Origin of the sequence: Parasphingopyxis sp. CP4 (assembly GCF_013378055.1) — a bacterium.
Taxonomy (GTDB): Bacteria; Pseudomonadota; Alphaproteobacteria; order Sphingomonadales; family Sphingomonadaceae; genus Parasphingopyxis.
Map to the genome: position 1 here is coordinate 2077669 of NZ_CP051130.1, position 18902 is coordinate 2096570.

Below are 18902 nucleotides of genomic sequence, written 5' to 3' on the forward strand. Positions count from 1 at the left end.
ACCGAGTTTACAACTATATCATTGTCTAACTCGACACCGGAGTCGTCGGAAAGACGATCTGGGGAGCGCTATATGAGCCTCCTTCAGGCCGGCAAGATCATAACCGATACGATCCAGGAGCTGTGCCTGATCCGGAATCTGTCATCGCGCGGAGTGATGGCGGATATTTTTGCGCCCATCAAAGAGGGCACTTCGCTGCAGATCGAATTCAAGGCCGGTGTGCGCGTAAACGGCATCGTCCGCTGGATCGAAGATGGCCGAGCCGGCATCGAATTTGAAGACGATATCGATATCCATGCCTTGCTCGCACCGAACACTGCTCGGATGACACCGCGTGCGCCGCGCCTCAGCATCGATGGTACGGCAAAAATCATGCTTGGGGACGAGCATGTTCACGTTCAGGTCGCCGATATTTCGCAAGGCGGAATGAAGGTCGCCGAGCACCCCGAACTCGAGGTCGGCGAAGATATTGTCGTCGAAATTGAAGGACTGCCAGTGCGCGCCAGCGTCGTCCGCTGGATACGCGATGGTCAGGCCGGCATATCCTTTAATCGGGTCATGCCGCTTGAGCAGGTTGCCTTTTGGGCCGCACGTCAGGGTGAAGAAGATGGCGACGAAGCCGGGGGCTAAAATCGCTAGCCTGTAGCCCGGGTCGAATAGACCGGCAGCTCGCCACCCTGATCGCCAACCTTCCATAGCGGAAGCTTGACCATCGCCGCGGCGAACAGATCGGATTTCAAGTGGCGATCGAGCCAGGCTCGCAGATTGCTCCAGGGTTCGTCATCAAACCAGCTCCGGTCCGTCATCGCGAATTGCCGGATGAACGGGAAGCTTGCGATATCGACCAAGGACCGCCTGTCGCCTGCGAGATTGTCTCGTCCCTCGAGGCGGTCTTCAAACTCGGCCAGTATCGCCGACGCTGCCTCGCGGTGGGCGATCGGATCGCTGTCATGACGGGTTGAATATTTATAGCGATCGAGATGATGTTTGAACGGGCCGTCAATCCTCTCGATAAAACTACCGACCTCCGGATCTTCGGAGGCCAGCCAATTCTCTGGATCATGGCGAGCGAGCGCCCAGCGCATCACATCGAGGCTTTCGTCGATCACCGTCCCGTCGGGCAGCACCAGCACCGGCACCGTGCCCTTGGCCGAGACCTCCAACATTTCGGCCGGCTTGTCGCGCAGCAGCACTTCGCGCACCGCGCATTGCTGACCGCTCACAATCAGCGCCATGCGGCCGCGCATTGCATAGGGGCAGCGGCGGAAGCTGTAGAGGATCGGCCGCTCACCCATCGCCGGTCCGATCCGCCCCGACATGCGCTTCCCCGCGCTTTTTCGCGAGTTTCATCTGCTTTTGCCGCTCGGCATAGCCCTGCCGCTGCTCTTCGGTGCGGCTCGCATAACAGGCCGGACAGCTGATCCCTTCGACATAATGCGGGTGCGCACGATCGGCCTCGCTCACCGGCATCCGACAGGCCCGGCACAGCTGATGACTGCCCTGCTCAAGCCCATGCGTCACCGTCACCCGCTCATCGAACACGAAACATTCGCCCGTCCAGCGACTGTCTTCCGGCTCGATCGTCTCGAGATATTTGAGGATCCCGCCTTTGAGGTGATGGACATTGTCCAGGCCCTCAGACCGCAACAAGGCGGTCGCTTTCTCGCAGCGTATCCCGCCGGTGCAGAACATCGCGATCTTCGGATTGGCCTTGCCCGCCAGCAGCGCCTCGCGATTATCGCGAAACCAGCTCGGAAAATCCCGGAAGCTTGCCGTGTGCGGATCGATCGCGTTCTCGAACGTCCCCGCCGCAACCTCATAATCGTTGCGCGTGTCGATCAGGATCGTGTCCGGATCGGCGATCAGATCATTCCAGTCCTCCGGCGCGACATAGTCGCCGACATTGGCCACCGGATCGATATCCGGCTCGCCCATCGTCACAATCTCCCGCTTCAGCCGGACCTTCATCCGATAGAAGGGCATTTCGGCCGCATTGGAAAATTTGACCTCGATCTCGGCACAGCCAGGCAGCGCGCGGATATGATCAAGCACCGCCTCAACCTCGCCCGGCATCCCGGCAATCGTGCCGTTAATGCCCTCAGCGGCGAGCAGGATCGTGCCCTTGACCCCGGCCGCATTGCAGCAGGCCAGAAGATCCTCGCGGATCGCCGCGCGCTCCTCCATCGGCGTAAAGCGATAGAGTGCAGCAACCAGTATCGGGTGGTCATCACTCGTCATCCCGCCCTCACAGCGGGATTGCGCGCCTGACGCAAGGTTTTTTTCGCGCACCAGCGGCGCACATAATCTGCCGCTAGGCCGTCACCAGCATCGCGTTGACTTCGTCCTTCAGCTCCAGCCGGCGCTTGCGCAATTCGGTGGTTCGCTCATCCGTGGCTGGCTCGACTTCGGTCTCGATCCGGTGAATCTCGCGGTTCACCTTGTGATATTCTTCCGCCAGCCGGGCAAAATGCGCGTTCGATACCTTCAGATCGTGCAGCCGCTCGACATGTTCGGGAAATTCATCGGCCAGTTCATGGGGTGTGTGCGACATGGATAAGGCTCTCCTGCTTGGTTTTACTGGGCGGCTGCCCGTTCGATGATTCGAACCTAATGCAGGGAATCGAGCGGGATTTTGATCTTGCGCAAATCGCCGCAAAGTCGCGGCACGCTCAGATCGGCTCCATCAGATAGCAGAGGCAATCCTGGCGGATCACATCTGCATCATGGGTGATCATCGCCGGTGTGATTGCCCGCCGGGATTTGATTTCATCGCCGTCACAGCGAAAAAATTCATCCGTCAGGTCATGGCCATGCTCGTCGATCACGCGCAGCGCATCTTGCGGGCATTGCGTTGTCGCCCAAACTGTATCCGCCGGCAGATCCGAGAAATTGAAATCTTCCAGATCCGCGCGGAGATTGAGACCGGCCGTCTCATCGTCGAAACCGAATGTGCATTTCGGATCGATCACGACCGAGGCCAGCGTATGATAGAGCGTCACGGCGCCAGGCGCTGGCGGCGCGGCTGGGAAACTCTCGAGGCGCAGCACATCTTCCACCAGCCCGATTGCCCGGTCGATACCCAACTGATCGCCGCTTCGCCCGCATTCGACCGTGACCGCCGGGCAGAAATTGGAAAAAGCGATCGACTGGGTGGTCGGCGGATTGCGGTAAAAGACCCCGAGATCGGCAAACATGGCGGCAAGCTGGAGATCGGCCGGGCGCAGCGCATTGACGCAGCCATAATGTGGATTGGACCCGCTATTGTTGTGAATATCGATACTCGCAAAGGGGATTTGCAGGCGCGCGGTTTCACAGACCTGGTGGACAAGATCATGATAGGGCCCGCTGCCTTCGGCCCAGATGCGGTTGAAATCGGGCTGCTCAGGCAAATGGCGCACCCCGGCGGCCATTGCCTGCACATTGCCGACAAAGAGTGTCAGGCTGCGCGGCGGTGGCGTGACGCGATAACGCTCAGCCAGCGCCCGCAGCACATAGAAGCTCGTCGTTTCATTGCCGTGCAGCAGGGTCGTCACCCAGAGCGGGCGCTCCGCTTCGCCTTTGATCGTAATCAGCGTCGGATTGGGAAAGATGGTGAGGATATCGCCCGGCTCCGCGCCGATCAGCGCGTCCGGGAAATGGTCGATACGGTCAAGCGGGATTGGGCCGCGATCAGCGCTCATATCGGCCATTGATGAACCGGATCGCCGCTCGCCTGCAATTCGACATAGCGTTCGGTGAGTGCCTGAAAATTTCGGCCGTTATTGCTGTAATAGCTGCGCTGCCAATCGGCCCCGGTCTGGCCGGTCGATATCCGCTCGCGCAGGATGGAGTCGAAATAGTGATCGAGGCTGTCGGCATTGAGCCCTGAACCGGCGAGCGCTGCTTTGGCGGCGGGCAATAATTCCTCCAGCAAAAGCGTGCGGATATCGAACGAATGCCCTTCCCAGCGGACCGTCGCGTCGAGACCATGTTTGGCGCAAGCATAGAAATTGGCCCGGGCATCTTCGAAGGGAATCGTCTTTTCCGGCGCGTCGGCCCGCTGGCCGAGCGCGAGCGCGAGGCCATAATAGAGCGCGAGATTGGCGATCATGTCAGTGACCGTCGGCCCCGATGGCATCACGCGTTGTTCGACGCGCAGATGCGGGTTCTGATCGCCGTCGAAACCGATGATCGGCCGGTTCCAGCGCCATATCGTGCCATTCTGGAGGCGGACATGAGGAAGCTCCCCATCATCCTCGCGCAGCATTGGGAGCAGCACGGGATAGCTCAGATTTTCGAGGAACAGCTCGAGCAGGGAGTGGCGCAGATAGCCGGTGCCCAAGGTTACGCGCAGCACATCGCGGCCAGCGCGATCAGGGAAGCTGTGCACCTTGGTTGATTGTTCAAAGGCCGGGATCCGCGTCTCCGCCCAAAGCGAATTGCCATAGAGGAAGGGCGAGTTGGCGCTGGCCGCAACCAGAGGCGCCGAAGCAATGACCGAGGCATTATACATGCGCACCGCTTCATCCTGATTGACCTTGAGATGCGCCTGGAGCGACGTGCAGGAGGCTTCGAGCATGATATGGTCGCAGCGATAATCGAGCGTGTCATGGCCGCTGATCTTAATGTGCAGCGGTTCAGATTCCCGCGCCGCGAGCAGCGCCGCATTAAGCGCCTTGTAGCGATTGGCATCGGCCATCCAGGCGGGCTGGAGCATCTCGTCGCGCACCGTGGGCAACATGCCGGTGGTCAGCGGTTTGAGATTGAGCGTCGCGCCAGCCCGGGCGCAGCGATCCCAGAGCCGGTCGATATCCTGTTGGAGGCCATCAAGACAATCGCCGTCCAAAGTGCGCGGATCGGCATTCATCTCGAAATTGAATTTGGAAAGCTCCGGCACGATCCGCTCATCATTGGCGGTGGCGATAAATTCCTCGGCCTGGGGCGATGGCAGGCAATCGCGATCAACCAGCCAGGCCTCAATCTCGAGCCCGATCATATGGCCGGGATCATGATCAAAGCGGCGCTCGTCGAACCAGCGTTTCAGCGTGTTTGTCTCGCGGCGCAGGCGATCGCGAAAAGCGGCATAGTCGTCAGGCGTAAAGGCGGTCTGCCCGATATCCTCGCCCATCTATGCCCTCCATCCCCGCAAGACCTGCGTTATCTTGCCCCAACAGGAATAGCATTGAAAAGCCCCCGCGATTTGATCGCTGTCAAAGGGGAGTGGGAGGTCTGCTATTGGCCGAAAGCGGACATTAGGCGTGGCTGTAAACATGACGTTGCTGAACAGTGTGCCTTTGATACTTGTCGCACTGAAATTCTTGCAACTCATGTTAGCGCAACGCAGCGTGCGCAATGTCCAATCCACGTGTTATTCCATCACCTCTAATCGTCCAGGCTTGGTATCAAGAAGCAATTCATCAATCGTGACTTCGGGATCGACTAGCGGGTGATGTCGCAACTGGTCCCGGTCAGTCGGTACAATTCGCGCCGCTATCCAAGCGACGCCTCGCTTCAATCAGACCTTCGGCATCGTTGACATTGAAGAAGGGATCGGGGTCGGCATCCCATGCGTATGTCCGAAATCCGACATGCCGAGCGAAGCCCTCGAGCGAAAGGCGACCGGTTTCTAGATAGGAGGGAAGGGCATCGAGCACGTTGCAGCGCCAGATGCCACACACCGGGTGCAACCTGCCAGAGCTTTCGGCGATTACGACCGGCGCGTCCTCGCCGATCGACAACAGGCGGACCAAGAGATCGTCGGGCAGGAAGGGTGTGTCACAGGGTAATGTCGCGAGCCTTGGCAGACCGCTGTCGCGGACCATGGTCAGGCCTGCCACCAAGCCGGCCAGCGGCCCCGCCACGCCGGGCGGATCGGCAATTGTTTCGACACCGCTGATCTTCTCGGCGTCCCGAACGGACACCACGACCCTGTCCGAAAGTGATCGCGCATAATCGAGTGCCCTGTCGAGCAAGCTCTGACCGCCGAGCATTTGGTGCGGCTTGCATCCGCCGATACGGCGGCCTTCTCCCCCAGCGAGAATGACGATCGGAATTGATCGGTCACTGCTGCGCATTTTTACCCGCCGGACAGTTCATCGCTGGCCCAACTCATCGCCACCTCCATCATTCTGTGCCGTAACCCGCATCTTATCGTTGGCACAAGGCACTGCGTATTTGATATATATCAAGACAATCGAAGGCCGGGTCATCCAAGAGCAATCGCGACAGAAAGGCTGGCCTTAGATGTTCGACACGCTCCTTCGCAACTCTCCGCATTTGATGTTTGCCCTCCTTGCGTTCGGCTTCACCTTTGTCTCGCTGCCGGCGCAGGCCGAACCGATCGTCGATCCCTATGTCGATATTCGCTACCGTCTCGAACTGGTCGACCAGGACGGATTCGCCGATGATGCGACCGCCTCGACACTACGCATCCGCGCCGGGGCGCGGACCCGCGAATGGCAAGGGCTGAGCGCGTTCATTGAAGCTGAGGCTATTGCCCATCTCGGGCCCGATGATTTCAACGACACGGTCAACGGCCAGCTAGCCTTTCCCGTTGTTGCCGATCCGGAGGATTTGCTGCTCAACCAGGCCTATGTCCGCTGGCACCGTCCCGATCGCGTCGATGCGCGGGTCGGGCGACAGGTCGTCAATCTCGATAACCAGAGATGGATCGGCTCGGTAGGATGGCGACAGAATGATCAAACCCTCGATGCGGTAACAGCCACCGTCACACCATCGGCTGCAACCAGTATCACCTATGGTTATGCCTGGCGGGTCAACCGGATATTCGGGCCGGATTCACCGATGGGCATCTGGCGCGATAATGACATCCACCTGATCCGTGGATCGGTGGACGTGCCGGAGCTCGGTACGCTCAGCGCCTATGGCTATCTGCTCGATATTCCCGACGCGCCCGTCAATTCCTCGCAAAGCTGGGGAGTGCGATTGACCGGGCAGCGCCAAGCGAACGAAGCCATATCCTTCACCTATGCCGCTGAATATGCACGGCAAAGTGACTATGCCGGCCATCCGCGTGATTTCTCGCTGTCTTATCTTCTCGTACAGCCTGGTCTTACGGTCGGTCCGGTGGCGCTGCGCTTCGGCTATGAGCGGCTTGGTAGTAACGGGGTGGACGCGCTGCAGACCCCGCTCGCGACGCTACATGCATTCAATGGCTGGGCGGACAAGTTTTTGCGGACGCCGCCGAATGGCCTACGCGATCTTTACGCGGATGCGACTATCCGACCCTTTCAATCTGGCTTTCTCACCAATGCGACCTTCCGCATCGCCTATCATGATTATCGATCGACGCGCGGCGATTTGCATTATGGCAGTGAGTGGAACGCCTTGTTTGCATTTCCGTTGCGGCCGGGCTGGTCCGTGGGGCTTAAATATGCTGACTATGACGCAGATAGTTTCGCAACCGATACCCGCAAATTTTGGCTGACGACCCAAATACGCTTCTGATCAGCATGCTATGCCGTGCGACCGTCCAACGTCGTGCCCGGCATCGAATCTCTATTGCCCGATGCTCTTTACGCCGCGACGGTCGTAAACCTCTTCCACAGCATCGATGAGCGGGGTTGGCTTGGCATAGTCGGCAAGCTTTTTGCCATCATCGATATGGATGTTGCTCCCGCGCACCCGGACACCATGGGCAGAGAGTGAGCCAAAAGCGCGGGAGAGATTTTCGGGCGTCATGCCGAGCAGGGCCGCTATCGTTCCCTTGCCGGCCGGCAGTTTGAAATGGGTAGGGTCGCCGCGTGCCTGGGACTGGCGGAGCAGGTAGTTGGCCAGCCGTTCCGCAGCGAGGCGCAGCTTGATTTCCTTATGCTGCTTGACCAGCTGGCGATAGGCTTTGGAGAGTTCGGCTGCAGTCGCAGCAGCAAAAGCACGGTCCTCGGCGAAGCATCGCTGGATATGCTGATTGGGAATCATCATCAGCCGCGACGGCAGGAAGGTGCGCGCTGACATCAGGCACACTGCATCATTCAGGACCGCGGCCAGGATGAAGGCCGAGGTCGGCTCGATCACCGCCATCGTCGTCTCGCGCCCATTATGTCCCGCATAGAGCTCCACCGCCCCTTCAACCAGGACATAGAGGAAATCGGCCGGATCGCCTTCGCGGATCAGATCGACCTGGGGTGGAAAGGTCTGCAGCAATGCTGCTTCGACCAGAGCGTCAAAGCGCCGATCATCCATGCCGGCGAACAACGGGAGATTGCGGACAACGGGAATATCTTCTGGACGCATCGATGTGCTTCTTCTGTTTGTGTCCGTCCGGACTCCATCATCATTTGACAATTATCAATAGATGAATTGCAAATCGTCCATCGTGATCGGCAATATTGTCAAAAACACTGCCCATAAATGTCTGAATGGCAATCAAGATTACCCGAATTTGATATAAATCAATACCTGCTTGCCCGGTCCCTAACAAACCCATCTCATCGATTGAGACGCGCCGCGACTCACATGCGGTCAAGGGGAGTGGATCATGCACGACGTCGCTGAAATGAGACCGGGCCAGCAATATAGAGCGCTCGGCATGAGCACGGGTGCCTTTACCATCTGTTTTGCCGTCTGGACGATCTTCTCGATCATCGGCATCCAGATCAAAGAGGATCTGGGGCTCAGCGAAGCGGAATTCGGTTTGCTTGTGGGCACGCCGATCCTGACCGGCTCTCTGTCGCGGATCTTCCTTGGCATCTGGACCGACCAATATGGCGGACGCCTGGTTTACACCCTCACTATGCTGGCGGCTGCCGCGGCCACTTTCCTCCTTTCCTATGCCACCAGCTATCCCGTGATGCTGCTGGCTGCGCTCGGTGTCGGACTGGCCGGCGGCAGCTTCGCGGTCGGCATTGCCTATGTCTCGAAATTCTACCCGACCGAAAAACAGGGCACAGCGCTCGGAATCTTCGGCGCGGGTAATGTCGGTGCAGCGGTTACCAAATTGCTTGCACCGATGGTCCTGGTTGCATTTGGTTGGACCATGGTTGCCCAGGTCTGGGCCGGTGTCTTGGCCATAACCGCGATCATCTTCTGGATCACGACCGAGGACGATCCCGAGCGCAAGGCGCGCCGCCAGACAGGTGAAAAACCGCGCTCAATGCTGATGCAGCTGGAACCGCTCAAGAACCAGCAGGTGTGGCGTTTTGCGCTCTATTATTTCTTTGTGTTCGGTGCGTTTGTGGCGCTCGCCCTGTGGCTGCCGCACTATCTGATTGACGTATACGGTCTTGATATCAAAACCGCGGGTCTGCTGGCCGCGGCCTATTCGATCCCGGCCAGCTTGTTCCGCGCCTATGGCGGACATCTGTCCGACAAATTCGGCGCCCGCAAAGTCATGTACGCGACCTTTGGCGTATCACTGCTCTGCCTGTTCATGCTCTCCTATCCGGAGACGGATTATGTGATCCACGGAATCGAAGGCCCGATCGAATTTTCGACGTCGATGGAGCTGGTGCCGTTCGTCATCGCGATTTTCGTGCTCGGCTTCTTCATGTCGCTGGGTAAGGCCGCAGTCTACAAACATATCCCGGTTTATTATCCCGAGCATGTCGGCGCCGTTGGCGGACTTGTCGGAATGATTGGCGGTCTGGGTGGCTTCCTGCTGCCGATTGCCTTTGGTGCGATGAATGACCTTACCGGTATCTGGACGAGCTGCTTCATGCTGCTGTTCGCGTTGGTCGCCATCGCCATGCTCTGGATGCACTTCGCGGTGCGCCAGATGGAACGCAAGGCCATGGGCAAGCGATTGTCCGAACTGCCGGAATTCCCTGAAATGCAGGACATTCACGAGCCCAAGGCGCATCCCGAACAGAAATCGGCAACGCTATCTGACTGGCGACCCGAGGATGACGAGTTCTGGGAAGATAAAGGCGCGAAGATTGCGCAACGCAATCTGTGGATCTCAATCCCTTGCCTGTTGCTTGCCTTCTCCGTCTGGATGGTCTGGTCTGTTGTAGTCGCAAAATTACCGGCAATCGGTTTCGACTATTCCACCGACGAACTCTTCTGGTTGGCGGCGCTACCGGGGCTGTCCGGCGCGACCTTGCGCATTTTCTACAGCTTCATGGTGCCGATCTTTGGTGGCCGGCTGTGGACGACGCTCTCGACCTTGTCGCTGACCATCCCGGCGTTCGGCATCGGTTATGCGGTGCAAAACCCCGAAACGCCTTACTTCATCTTCTTGGCACTCGCGCTGCTCTGCGGCCTTGGCGGCGGCAATTTCGCATCGTCCATGGCCAATATCAGCTTCTTCTTCCCGAAACGGCAGAAGGGCAACGCGCTCGCGCTCAATGCTGGGCTCGGCAATGCCGGGGTCTCGGTAATGCAGTTCGTTGTGCCAATCGTCATTACGATGAGCGTGTTTGGTGCCGTTGGGGGCGATCCGCAGCCTGTGGCAGGCGGCGATCCGTTGTGGATTCAAAATGCGGGCTTCATCTGGATCCCGTTCATCCTGATCAGCACCGCGCTCGCCTGGTTCGGCATGAACGATATCGCGTCCTCCAAAGCCAGTTTCTCCGATCAGGCGGTGATCTTTCAACGCCGGCACAACTGGATCATGTGCTTCCTGTACACGGGAACCTTTGGCAGCTTCATCGGCTATTCGGCTGGCTTCCCGCTGCTGTCGAACATCGCCTTCCCGGAAGCAAACTCGCTACAATATGTCTTTCTCGGGCCATTGGTCGGCGCTGTATCGCGTGCGGCCACCGGTTGGGTGTCTGACAAATGGGGCGGTGCACGGGTCACTTTCTGGGTGTTCCTCGTGATGATCATTGCGGTCGGCGGGGTCCTGTATTTCCTCGGCAACAAGGATCAGCCGGGTGCGTTCTGGGGCTTCTTCGCCATGTTCATGTTGTTGTTCTTCGCCACCGGCGTTGGCAATGCATCGACCTTCCAGATGATCCCGATCATCATGCGCAAGGAAATCGGTCGCTTGATGCCGAACCTTCCCGCCAATGATCAGCTGCGCAATGCGGAGAAGGAGTCCGCGGCGATCATCGGCTTTACGTCGGCGATCGCTGCCTATGGCGCCTTCTTCATCCCGAAATCCTATGGCAGCTCGATCGCAGCGACCGGCGGACCGGAAGCTGCGCTTTGGGGCTTCCTCATCTTCTACGCCGCCTGCGCAGCGGTCACCTGGTTCGTCTATTCGCGCCGCGGTGGGATGCTGCACGACATTGAACGCGGTCGGGAAACACCGGTTCAACCGGAGCCCGAAGCCACAACCCAACCCGCTTAAGAGGAGTAACAGCCATGAGCCATCTACTCGATCGCCTGAACTTCTTTAGCGACAAATCTCGCTTCTCGGATGGCCATGGGGTCACCACCCGGGAGGATCGCCGTTGGGAGGACGGCTATCGGAAACGTTGGCAGCACGACAAGATCGTGCGCTCGACCCACGGCGTGAATTGCACAGGATCCTGTTCCTGGAAGGTTTACGTCAAGGGCGGCATCGTCACCTGGGAAACGCAGCAGACCGATTACCCGCGCACACGGCCCGATCTGCCCAACCATGAACCGCGCGGTTGTTCGCGCGGTGCCAGCTATAGCTGGTACATCTATTCGGGAAATCGGCTCAAATACCCACTTGTCCGCTCGCGCCTCGTGAAATTGTGGCGCGAAGCGCGCAAGACGATGGAGCCTGTCGCGGCCTGGGCATCGATCGTCCAGGACAAGGCGAAGCGGGATTCCTATACCAAGATACGCGGACATGGCGGTTTCGTCCGGGCAGACTGGGACGAAGTGACCGAAATTGTCGCCGCTGCCAACGCCTATACGGCAAAGGAACATGGCCCGGACCGGGTGATCGGTTTCTCACCGATCCCGGCAATGTCGATGGTCTCCTACGCGGCAGGATCGCGCTATCTCTCGCTGCTCGGCGGAACCTGCATGTCGTTTTACGACTGGTATTGCGATCTGCCGCCCGCATCCCCGATGACCTGGGGTGAACAGACCGACGTTCCGGAAAGCGCCGACTGGTATAATTCTGGTTTCCTGATGCTGTGGGGATCGAACGTCCCGCAAACACGCACGCCGGACGCCCATTTCTACACCGAAGCGCGCTACAAGGGCACCAAGTCGGTCGTCGTGTCGCCGGACTATTCCGAAGCCGCAAAATTCTCCGATATCTGGCTCCATCCCAAACAGGGTACGGACGCCGCGCTCGCCATGGCGATGGGCCATGTGATCCTGCGCGAATATCATCTCGACCGGCAGGCCGAATATTTCGAGCACTATGCCCGGCAATATACCGACATGCCCTTGCTGGTCCGCCTGGTGAAAAAGGACGGCCAGTTCGTCCCCGAACGCTTGTTGCGCGCCAGCGAGTTCGGCGATGATCTTGGCGAGACCGAAAATGCCGAATGGAAAACCGTCGCCATCGACGAGAAGACGGGCGATGTGGTTGCACCCAACGGGTCGGTCGGCTTCCGCTGGGGCGAAAAGGGCAAATGGAATCTTGAAGAACGGGAGAGCGGCGGCGCAGAGACCAAGCTTCGCCTGACCAATATCCTGGATGGCGATTATGACGATGTGCTCGACGTCGCCTTTCCCTATTTCGGCAATCGCGAACATGATTATTTCAAAGGTACTGACCATCCCGATACGCTGATGCGGCGGATCCCGGTGATGAAGCTGCAGCTGGAAGAGGGCGATTCTTATGTCGCCACCGTCTACGATCTGTTCATGGCGAATTACGGCCTGGACCGCGGGCTCGGCGGTGACAATCTCGCCAAGAGCTACGACGAGAATGAGCCGTATACGCCGGCATGGGCCGAGCAGATCACCGGCGTCCCCGCCGATCACATCATCACCGTCGCGCGCGAGTTTGCCGACAATGCGGAAAAGACGCACGGCAAGTCGATGGTGATCCTCGGGGCCGGGCTCAACCACTGGTATCATATGGACATGAATTACAGGGGGATCATCAACCTCCTGATCATGTGTGGCTGTATTGGCCAATCCGGCGGCGGCTGGTCGCATTATGTTGGCCAGGAAAAACTACGGCCACAGACCGGCTGGCAACCGCTCGCATTTGGCCTCGATTGGAGCCGTCCACCGCGCCAGATGAACTCAACCAGCTTCTTCTACGCCCATTCCGATCAATGGCGTTATGAGACGCTGGGCGTTGATGAGATCCTCTCGCCGACTGCACCGGATGGCGATTGGAGCGGATCGCTGATCGATTATAACGCCCGGGCAGAGCGCATGGGTTGGCTGCCGTCTGCGCCGCAGCTCAAGACCAATCCGCTGGACATAGCCAAGGCCGCGCGTGAGGCAGGCAAGGAACCCAAAGACTATGTCACGGACAGCTTAAAGTCGGGAGAGCTGGAGCTTAGCTGCAACGATCCGGACGATCCGGCCAACTGGCCGCGCAACATGTTTGTCTGGCGCTCCAACCTGCTTGGTTCGTCGGGCAAAGGGCATGAATATCTGCTCAAGCATCTGCTCGGTACGAGCCATGGCGTGCAGGGCAAGGATCTGGGCGAAATGGGTCATGCCAAGCCCGAAGACGTCGCCTGGCATGAAGAGGCCCCCGAGGGGAAACTCGATCTGCTGGTGACACTCGATTTCCGTATGTCGACGACCTGTGTCTACTCGGACATCGTTCTGCCAACCGCGACTTGGTATGAGAAGAACGACCTCAACACGTCGGACATGCATCCTTTCATCCATCCGCTGTCTGCGGCGATCGATCCTGTCTGGGAATCGAAATCGGATTGGGAAATCTACAAGGAGATCGCCAAGAAATTCTCCGAAATCGCGCCCGAAGTGCTGGGCGAAGAAGAGGATGTGGTGCTGACGCCGATCCTGCACGATACGCCGGGCGAGATCGCCCAGCCGATGGATGTAGCAGATTGGGGCAAAGGCGATATCGAGCCAATACCCGGCAAGACAATGCCACAGGTGGCGGTCGTCAAACGGGATTATCCTAATCTTTATAAACGCTTCACAGCGCTTGGTCCGTTGATGGAAAAGATCGGCAATGGCGGGAAGGGCATAGCCTGGAAGACCGGAGAAGAGGTCGACCACCTCAAGGCATTGAACGGCACCGTGAGCGAGGACGGCCCAACCAAGGGCATGGCGCGGATCGAAAGCGATATCGATGCGACCGAAGTGATCTTGATGCTGGCGCCGGAAACCAATGGCGAAGTCGCAGTGAAAGCATGGAATGCTCTCTCGGAATTTACCGGGCGCGAGCATGCGCATCTGGCGCTGCCCAAGGAAGATGAGAAGATTCGCTTCCGCGATGTTGTCGCGCAGCCCCGCAAGATCATCTCGTCGCCAACCTGGTCAGGCCTGGAGAGCGAGAAGGTCTGCTACAATGCGGGCTATACGAATGTGCATGAGCTGATCCCCTGGCGGACTTTATCGGGACGGCAGCAACTCTATCAAGATCACAAATGGATGCGGGCCTTTGGCGAAGGCTTTTGCGTCTATCGCCCGCCAATCGACACCAAGGCGGTGAAACCCATGCTCGACCGGGCTGAGGGGCAGGATCATGTGGTGTTGAACTTCATCACGCCGCACCAGAAATGGGGCATCCACTCCACCTATACCGACAATCTCCTAATGCTGACCCTGTCACGCGGCGGGCCGATTGTCTGGCTGTCTGAAACCGATGCTGCCAAGGCCGGTATCGTCGACAATGACTGGGTCGAGGCGTTTAACTCTAATGGCGCCCTGGTCGCACGTGCGGTCGTTTCGCAGCGCATGAAGGACGGTACGCTCTTCATGTATCACGCGCAGGAAAAGATCGTGAATGTGCCCGGGTCGAAGATCACCGGCAATCGCGGCGGCATCCATAACAGCGTGACCCGCGCGGTGCTCAAGCCCACCCATATGATCGGCGGCTATGCCCAGCAAAGCTGGGGCTTCAACTATTACGGCACGGTCGGATCAAATCGCGATGAATTCGTGATCGTCCGCAAAATGACGGATGTCGATTGGCTCGACGGACCTGAAAACAGGCTGTCCCCGGATATGGAGGCAGCAGAATGAAAGTCCGCGCGCAAATCGGCAAGGTGCTCAACCTCGACAAATGCATCGGCTGCCACACCTGTTCGGTAACCTGTAAGAATGTTTGGACCAGTCGCGAGGGCATGGAATATGCGTGGTTCAATAATGTCGAGACGAAACCCGGCATTGGATATCCAAAGGACTGGGAGAACCAGAAACGCTGGAATGGCGGCTGGGAACGGCTGCGCAAGGGACGCCTCCGGCCTCGCATGGGTGGTAAATGGCGGGTGCTCGCCAAGATTTTCGCCAATCCCGATCTCCCAGAGATCGACGATTATTACGAGCCCTTCACCTTTGACTATGAGCATCTTCAAAATGCGCCGGAGATGAAGGCCATGCCGACCGCGCGGCCGCGATCCCTTATCTCCGGGGGACGGATGGAAAAGATCGAATGGGGCCCGAACTGGGAAGAAATCCTCGGCGGTGAGTTTTCCAAACGCTCGGAAGATTCCAATTTTGAGGGCGTGCAAAAGGAAATTTACGGCGAGTTCGAAAATACCTTCATGATGTACCTGCCGCGGCTGTGCGAGCATTGCCTGAACCCGACCTGTGTCGCAGCGTGCCCATCTGGCGCGATCTACAAACGTGAAGAAGATGGCATTGTCCTGATCGATCAGGAAAAGTGCCGCGGCTGGCGGATGTGCGTTTCGGGCTGCCCGTACAAGAAGATCTATTACAACTGGAATACCGGCAAATCCGAAAAATGCATTTTCTGCTATCCGCGGATCGAAGCTGGCCAACCAACCGTGTGCTCGGAAACCTGTGTTGGGCGGATCCGTTATCTCGGTGTGATGCTCTATGATGCGGACCGGATTGAAGAAGCCGCTTCCGCAGAAGATGAGCAAGACCTGTATCAGGCACAGCTCGATATCTTCCTCGATCCCAATGACCCCGAAGTGATCGCCCAGGCCCGCAAAGATGGTGTCCCGGAGGCGTGGCTCGAGGCTGCGCAGAACTCGCCGGTTTGGAAAATGGCGATGGACTGGAAGGTCGCCTTCCCATTGCACCCGGAATATCGGACGCTGCCAATGGTCTGGTATGTGCCGCCTTTGTCGCCGATCAGCGCTGCGGCAAATGCTGGGCAGATTGCGATAAATGATGACATGCCGGATGTGCGTTCCTTGCGTATCCCGCTCAAATATCTCGCTAACTTGCTGACGGCCGGGAAGGAAGAGCCGGTGGCGCAGTGCCTGGAGCGGATGCTCGCCATGCGCAGTTATATGCGGGCCAAGACGGTCGACGGGATCATCGCCACCGAGGTCGCCGACAAGGTCGGCATGACCGCACAACAGATCGAAGACATGTACCATGTCATGGCGATCGCCAATTATGAGGATCGTTTCGTCATCCCGAGTACGCACCGGGAAGAGGTTGAAGACGCCTATGATGAACGCGGCGCCTGCGGTTTCTCATTTGGCAACGGATGTTCGGGCGGATCCTCCGAACCCAACCTGTTCGGCACGCCGAAGAAGAAGCGGATCCAAACCCCGTCGGAGATGTTCTGATGACAGTAAAGAGCTTCAAAATCCTCTCACTGCTGCTCGCCTATCCGACGGTGGAAATACAGGCGGCATCCTGTGAGTTCAGTGACATCCTGTCCGGCGAAGGCCTGGTGCCCGACGATCATTTGCCGCCGCTTCGCGCTTTGATCGAAGAGTATCGCACTGGCGAATTGCTCGACCTTCAGGAACGCTATGTGTTGCTGTTCGATCGTACGCGAACCCTGTCGCTCCATCTATTCGAACATGTGCATGGCGAGAGCCGTGACCGCGGCCAGGCGATGGTCGATCTGCAAGCTATGTATGAAGAGCGCGGGCTCGCCATCGGCAGCACGGAGCTGCCGGACTTTATCCCGCTATTCCTCGAATTTCTGTCGACCCTGCCGCAGGACGAAGCTCTCGATCTGTTGAGCCAGCCAGCTCATGTCATCGCGGCCCTTGGCGAACGCCTTGCCCGCCGTGAAAGCAATTATGCCGCAGTGCTGATGGCGCTGGCCGCAATAGTTGAGGCCGATCCGAAATCCACCGAGGCGTTGCTTGAGGAGCCTGACGACGACCCCAATGATCTCGAGGCGCTGGACGCGGTGTGGGAAGCGGAAAACGTGACCTTTGGCCCCGGATCACCGGATGAGGGCTGCCCCAAGGTGGACGGCATGCTCGATCGGCTCGCCGCTGAAATGGATGCCCCACCTGCCGACGCAGGCACGTCAGAGGAGCGAGCATGATGGCCCAATTTCTCAACAGTCTCGTCTTTGGCATCTACCCCTATATCGCCTTGTCTGTTCTCGCGATTGGATCGGTCGTCCGTTACGATCGCGAGCCTTATAGTTGGCGGTCTGGATCAAGCCAGCTCCTTCGCCGACGCCAGCTGATGATCGGCTCGGTTCTGTTTCACCTGGGCGTGCTGCTCATCTTTGCCGGGCATTTTGTCGGCCTTCTCACGCCGATCCAGATTTTCGACGCGATGGGCATTAGCCATGGCGCAAAACAATTGCTCGCGATCATCGCCGGGGGAGTGGCTGGTGTGTTCGCCTTTATCGGCGCGTCCATGCTCTTGCATCGCCGCCTGTTTGACCCACGCATTCGCCGCAATTCCAGCTTCAGCGACATCGCGATCCTGTTCCTCTTATGGCTGCAACTCGTGCTTGGCCTGGCGACCATCTTCATCTCGCTCGACCATCTCGACGGCCATGAGATGGTGAAGTTCATGTCCTGGGCGCAAGGGATATTCACCTTCGAAGCCGGCGCTGCGGCCTATGTCATGGACGTGCACCCGATCTTCAAAGCGCATCTCTTCCTCGGGCTCACCATATTGCTGGTCTTTCCGTTCACCCGGCTGGTCCACATGTTGTCGGCGCCGATCCGCTATATCTGGCGGCCCGGTTATCAGATCGTCCGCAGCAAGAGGTCCACGGTATGAGCGCGGCAGAACAACCGCAGACGCCAGTCATCAACGGTGTCGCCATTTCCGCGGAAGCGATTGCCGCCGAAGCACAAAACCATCCTGCATCAAATCCTGGCGAGGCATGGAATTCGGCAGCTGAGGCGCTGGCGATAAAGACGTTGCTGCTGGCCGAAGCAGACCGGCTCGGCATCGCGGCTAGCGAGCTTAGCGATGACAATGGCAGTGTCCTCGCGCCTGATGATGCGCGCATAGAGGCACTGCTCGAGCAAGAGGTCAAAACACCCGAGGCCGACCGGTCCACGTGCCGTCGATATTACGCGCAACACAAGCAACGTTTTACAAGCCCGGACCTTGTTGAAGCATCGCACATCTTGTTCGCTGCGCGTCCCGACGATGAAAAGAGCTATGCGAAGGCCGTGTCCGCCGCCGAGAACAGTATTGCCGAACTGCAGGACCATCCCGAACGATTTGCCGCTATTGCTGAAGTCCGATCCGCATGCCCATCGGCTAAACAGGGCGGCAATCTCGGTCAACTCAGCCATGGGCAGACAGTCGATGAGTTCGATACGTTTCTTTTTAATCTGGACGAAGGGCAGCTGTGCCCGGTGCCTGTGAAGACGCGATACGGCGCGCATGTTCTCAAGGTTGGCCGCATAATCTCAGGGCAGACTCTACCGTTCGAGGCAGTGCGGACGAAGATTGCGGACTATCTCGAAGAAGCGAGCTGGCGCCGGGCCGTGGCGCAATATGTGGCCATCCTCGCCGGCAAGGCGGAGATCGATGGGGTCGCATTGGCCGCAGCCGATAGTCCGCTACTGCAATGACGCTGAAACGGCGGCGTGTCCGCAATGGGCGCAATGCGGACATTCCGTGTTCCCTGGTGCAGGTCCCCTGTTACCGTTCTAAAATTCCCTGTTACATGGATTAGGGAACTCACTCGCTAAAGCGTCTGAAAAGTGGGATTCTACGCCGAGAATTACCGTCAAATT

15 protein-coding genes are annotated in these 18902 nt (G+C 58.4%); 8 read left to right on the forward strand and 7 right to left on the reverse strand.

Annotation, left to right across the window (positions count from 1 at the left end; genetic code table 11):
• Nucleotides 1-72 precede the first annotated feature (72 nt).
• Nucleotides 73-630 (forward strand): PilZ domain-containing protein, encoded by a 558-nt coding sequence (locus HFP51_RS10045; protein WP_176875599.1) that lies wholly within the window; start codon nucleotides 73-75, stop codon nucleotides 628-630.
• 5 nt (nucleotides 631-635) lie between these two features.
• Here the strand turns inward: HFP51_RS10045 and HFP51_RS10050 are convergent, their stop codons facing one another.
• The 6 genes from HFP51_RS10050 to HFP51_RS10075 form a co-directional block, all read right to left on the reverse strand.
• Nucleotides 636-1295, reverse strand: a complete 660-nt coding sequence (locus HFP51_RS10050) for a glutathione S-transferase (RefSeq protein WP_176876639.1) — start codon at nucleotides 1293-1295, stop codon at nucleotides 636-638.
• A complete protein-coding gene (locus HFP51_RS10055; protein WP_176875600.1) occupies nucleotides 1288-2238 on the reverse strand; it encodes a rhodanese-related sulfurtransferase in 951 nt (316 codons plus the stop codon). The genes HFP51_RS10050 and HFP51_RS10055 overlap by 8 nt, the downstream gene beginning before the upstream one ends.
• Before the next feature lie 73 nt (nucleotides 2239-2311).
• The gene (locus HFP51_RS10060) at nucleotides 2312-2551 is read right to left on the reverse strand and encodes a YdcH family protein (RefSeq protein WP_176875601.1); all 240 of its coding nucleotides are present in this window, start codon (nucleotides 2549-2551) and stop codon (nucleotides 2312-2314) included.
• Nucleotides 2552-2669: 118 nt separating this feature from the next.
• Nucleotides 2670-3689 (reverse strand): M14 family metallopeptidase, encoded by a 1020-nt coding sequence (locus tag HFP51_RS10065; protein ID WP_176875602.1) that lies wholly within the window; start codon nucleotides 3687-3689, stop codon nucleotides 2670-2672.
• The gene (locus tag HFP51_RS10070) at nucleotides 3677-5107 is read right to left on the reverse strand and encodes a glutamate-cysteine ligase family protein (RefSeq protein WP_176875603.1); all 1431 of its coding nucleotides are present in this window, start codon (nucleotides 5105-5107) and stop codon (nucleotides 3677-3679) included. The genes HFP51_RS10065 and HFP51_RS10070 overlap by 13 nt, the downstream gene beginning before the upstream one ends.
• Nucleotides 5108-5447: 340 nt before the next feature.
• The gene (locus tag HFP51_RS10075) at nucleotides 5448-6053 is read right to left on the reverse strand and encodes a molybdenum cofactor guanylyltransferase (protein WP_176875604.1); all 606 of its coding nucleotides are present in this window, start codon (nucleotides 6051-6053) and stop codon (nucleotides 5448-5450) included.
• A gap of 169 nt (nucleotides 6054-6222) precedes the next feature.
• Between HFP51_RS10075 and HFP51_RS10080 the strand changes: the two genes are divergently transcribed.
• A complete protein-coding gene (locus HFP51_RS10080; protein WP_176875605.1) occupies nucleotides 6223-7446 on the forward strand; it encodes an alginate export family protein in 1224 nt (407 codons plus the stop codon).
• A gap of 51 nt (nucleotides 7447-7497) precedes the next feature.
• On the opposite strand, the gene HFP51_RS10085 is transcribed toward HFP51_RS10080, so the two are convergent.
• Nucleotides 7498-8232: a cyclic nucleotide-binding domain-containing protein gene (locus HFP51_RS10085; RefSeq protein ID WP_176875606.1), complete on the reverse strand. Its 735-nt coding sequence runs from the start codon at nucleotides 8230-8232 to the stop codon at nucleotides 7498-7500.
• A gap of 244 nt (nucleotides 8233-8476) precedes the next feature.
• On the opposite strand from HFP51_RS10085, the gene HFP51_RS10090 reads away from it, so the two are divergent.
• From HFP51_RS10090 to HFP51_RS10115, 6 genes are read left to right on the forward strand one after another with little or no spacing between them, the layout of a single operon-like run.
• Nucleotides 8477-11230: an MFS transporter gene (locus HFP51_RS10090; RefSeq protein WP_176875607.1), complete on the forward strand. Its 2754-nt coding sequence runs from the start codon at nucleotides 8477-8479 to the stop codon at nucleotides 11228-11230.
• 14 nt (nucleotides 11231-11244) lie between these two features.
• A complete protein-coding gene (locus HFP51_RS10095; protein ID WP_176875608.1) occupies nucleotides 11245-14991 on the forward strand; it encodes a nitrate reductase subunit alpha in 3747 nt (1248 codons plus the stop codon).
• The gene (gene narH / locus HFP51_RS10100; protein ID WP_176875609.1) at nucleotides 14988-16514 is read left to right on the forward strand and encodes a nitrate reductase subunit beta; all 1527 of its coding nucleotides are present in this window, start codon (nucleotides 14988-14990) and stop codon (nucleotides 16512-16514) included. The genes HFP51_RS10095 and narH overlap by 4 nt, the downstream gene beginning before the upstream one ends.
• Entirely contained in the window at nucleotides 16514-17233 is a 720-nt protein-coding gene (gene narJ, locus HFP51_RS10105) for a nitrate reductase molybdenum cofactor assembly chaperone (RefSeq protein ID WP_176875610.1), read from the forward strand. Before narH ends, narJ begins: the two co-directional genes overlap by 1 nt.
• The gene (narI, locus tag HFP51_RS10110) at nucleotides 17230-17928 is read left to right on the forward strand and encodes a respiratory nitrate reductase subunit gamma (protein WP_218135296.1); all 699 of its coding nucleotides are present in this window, start codon (nucleotides 17230-17232) and stop codon (nucleotides 17926-17928) included. Before narJ ends, narI begins: the two co-directional genes overlap by 4 nt.
• Nucleotides 17925-18737 (forward strand): peptidylprolyl isomerase, encoded by an 813-nt coding sequence (locus tag HFP51_RS10115; protein WP_176875611.1) that lies wholly within the window; start codon nucleotides 17925-17927, stop codon nucleotides 18735-18737. Before narI ends, HFP51_RS10115 begins: the two co-directional genes overlap by 4 nt.
• Nucleotides 18738-18902: the final 165 nt, after the last annotated feature.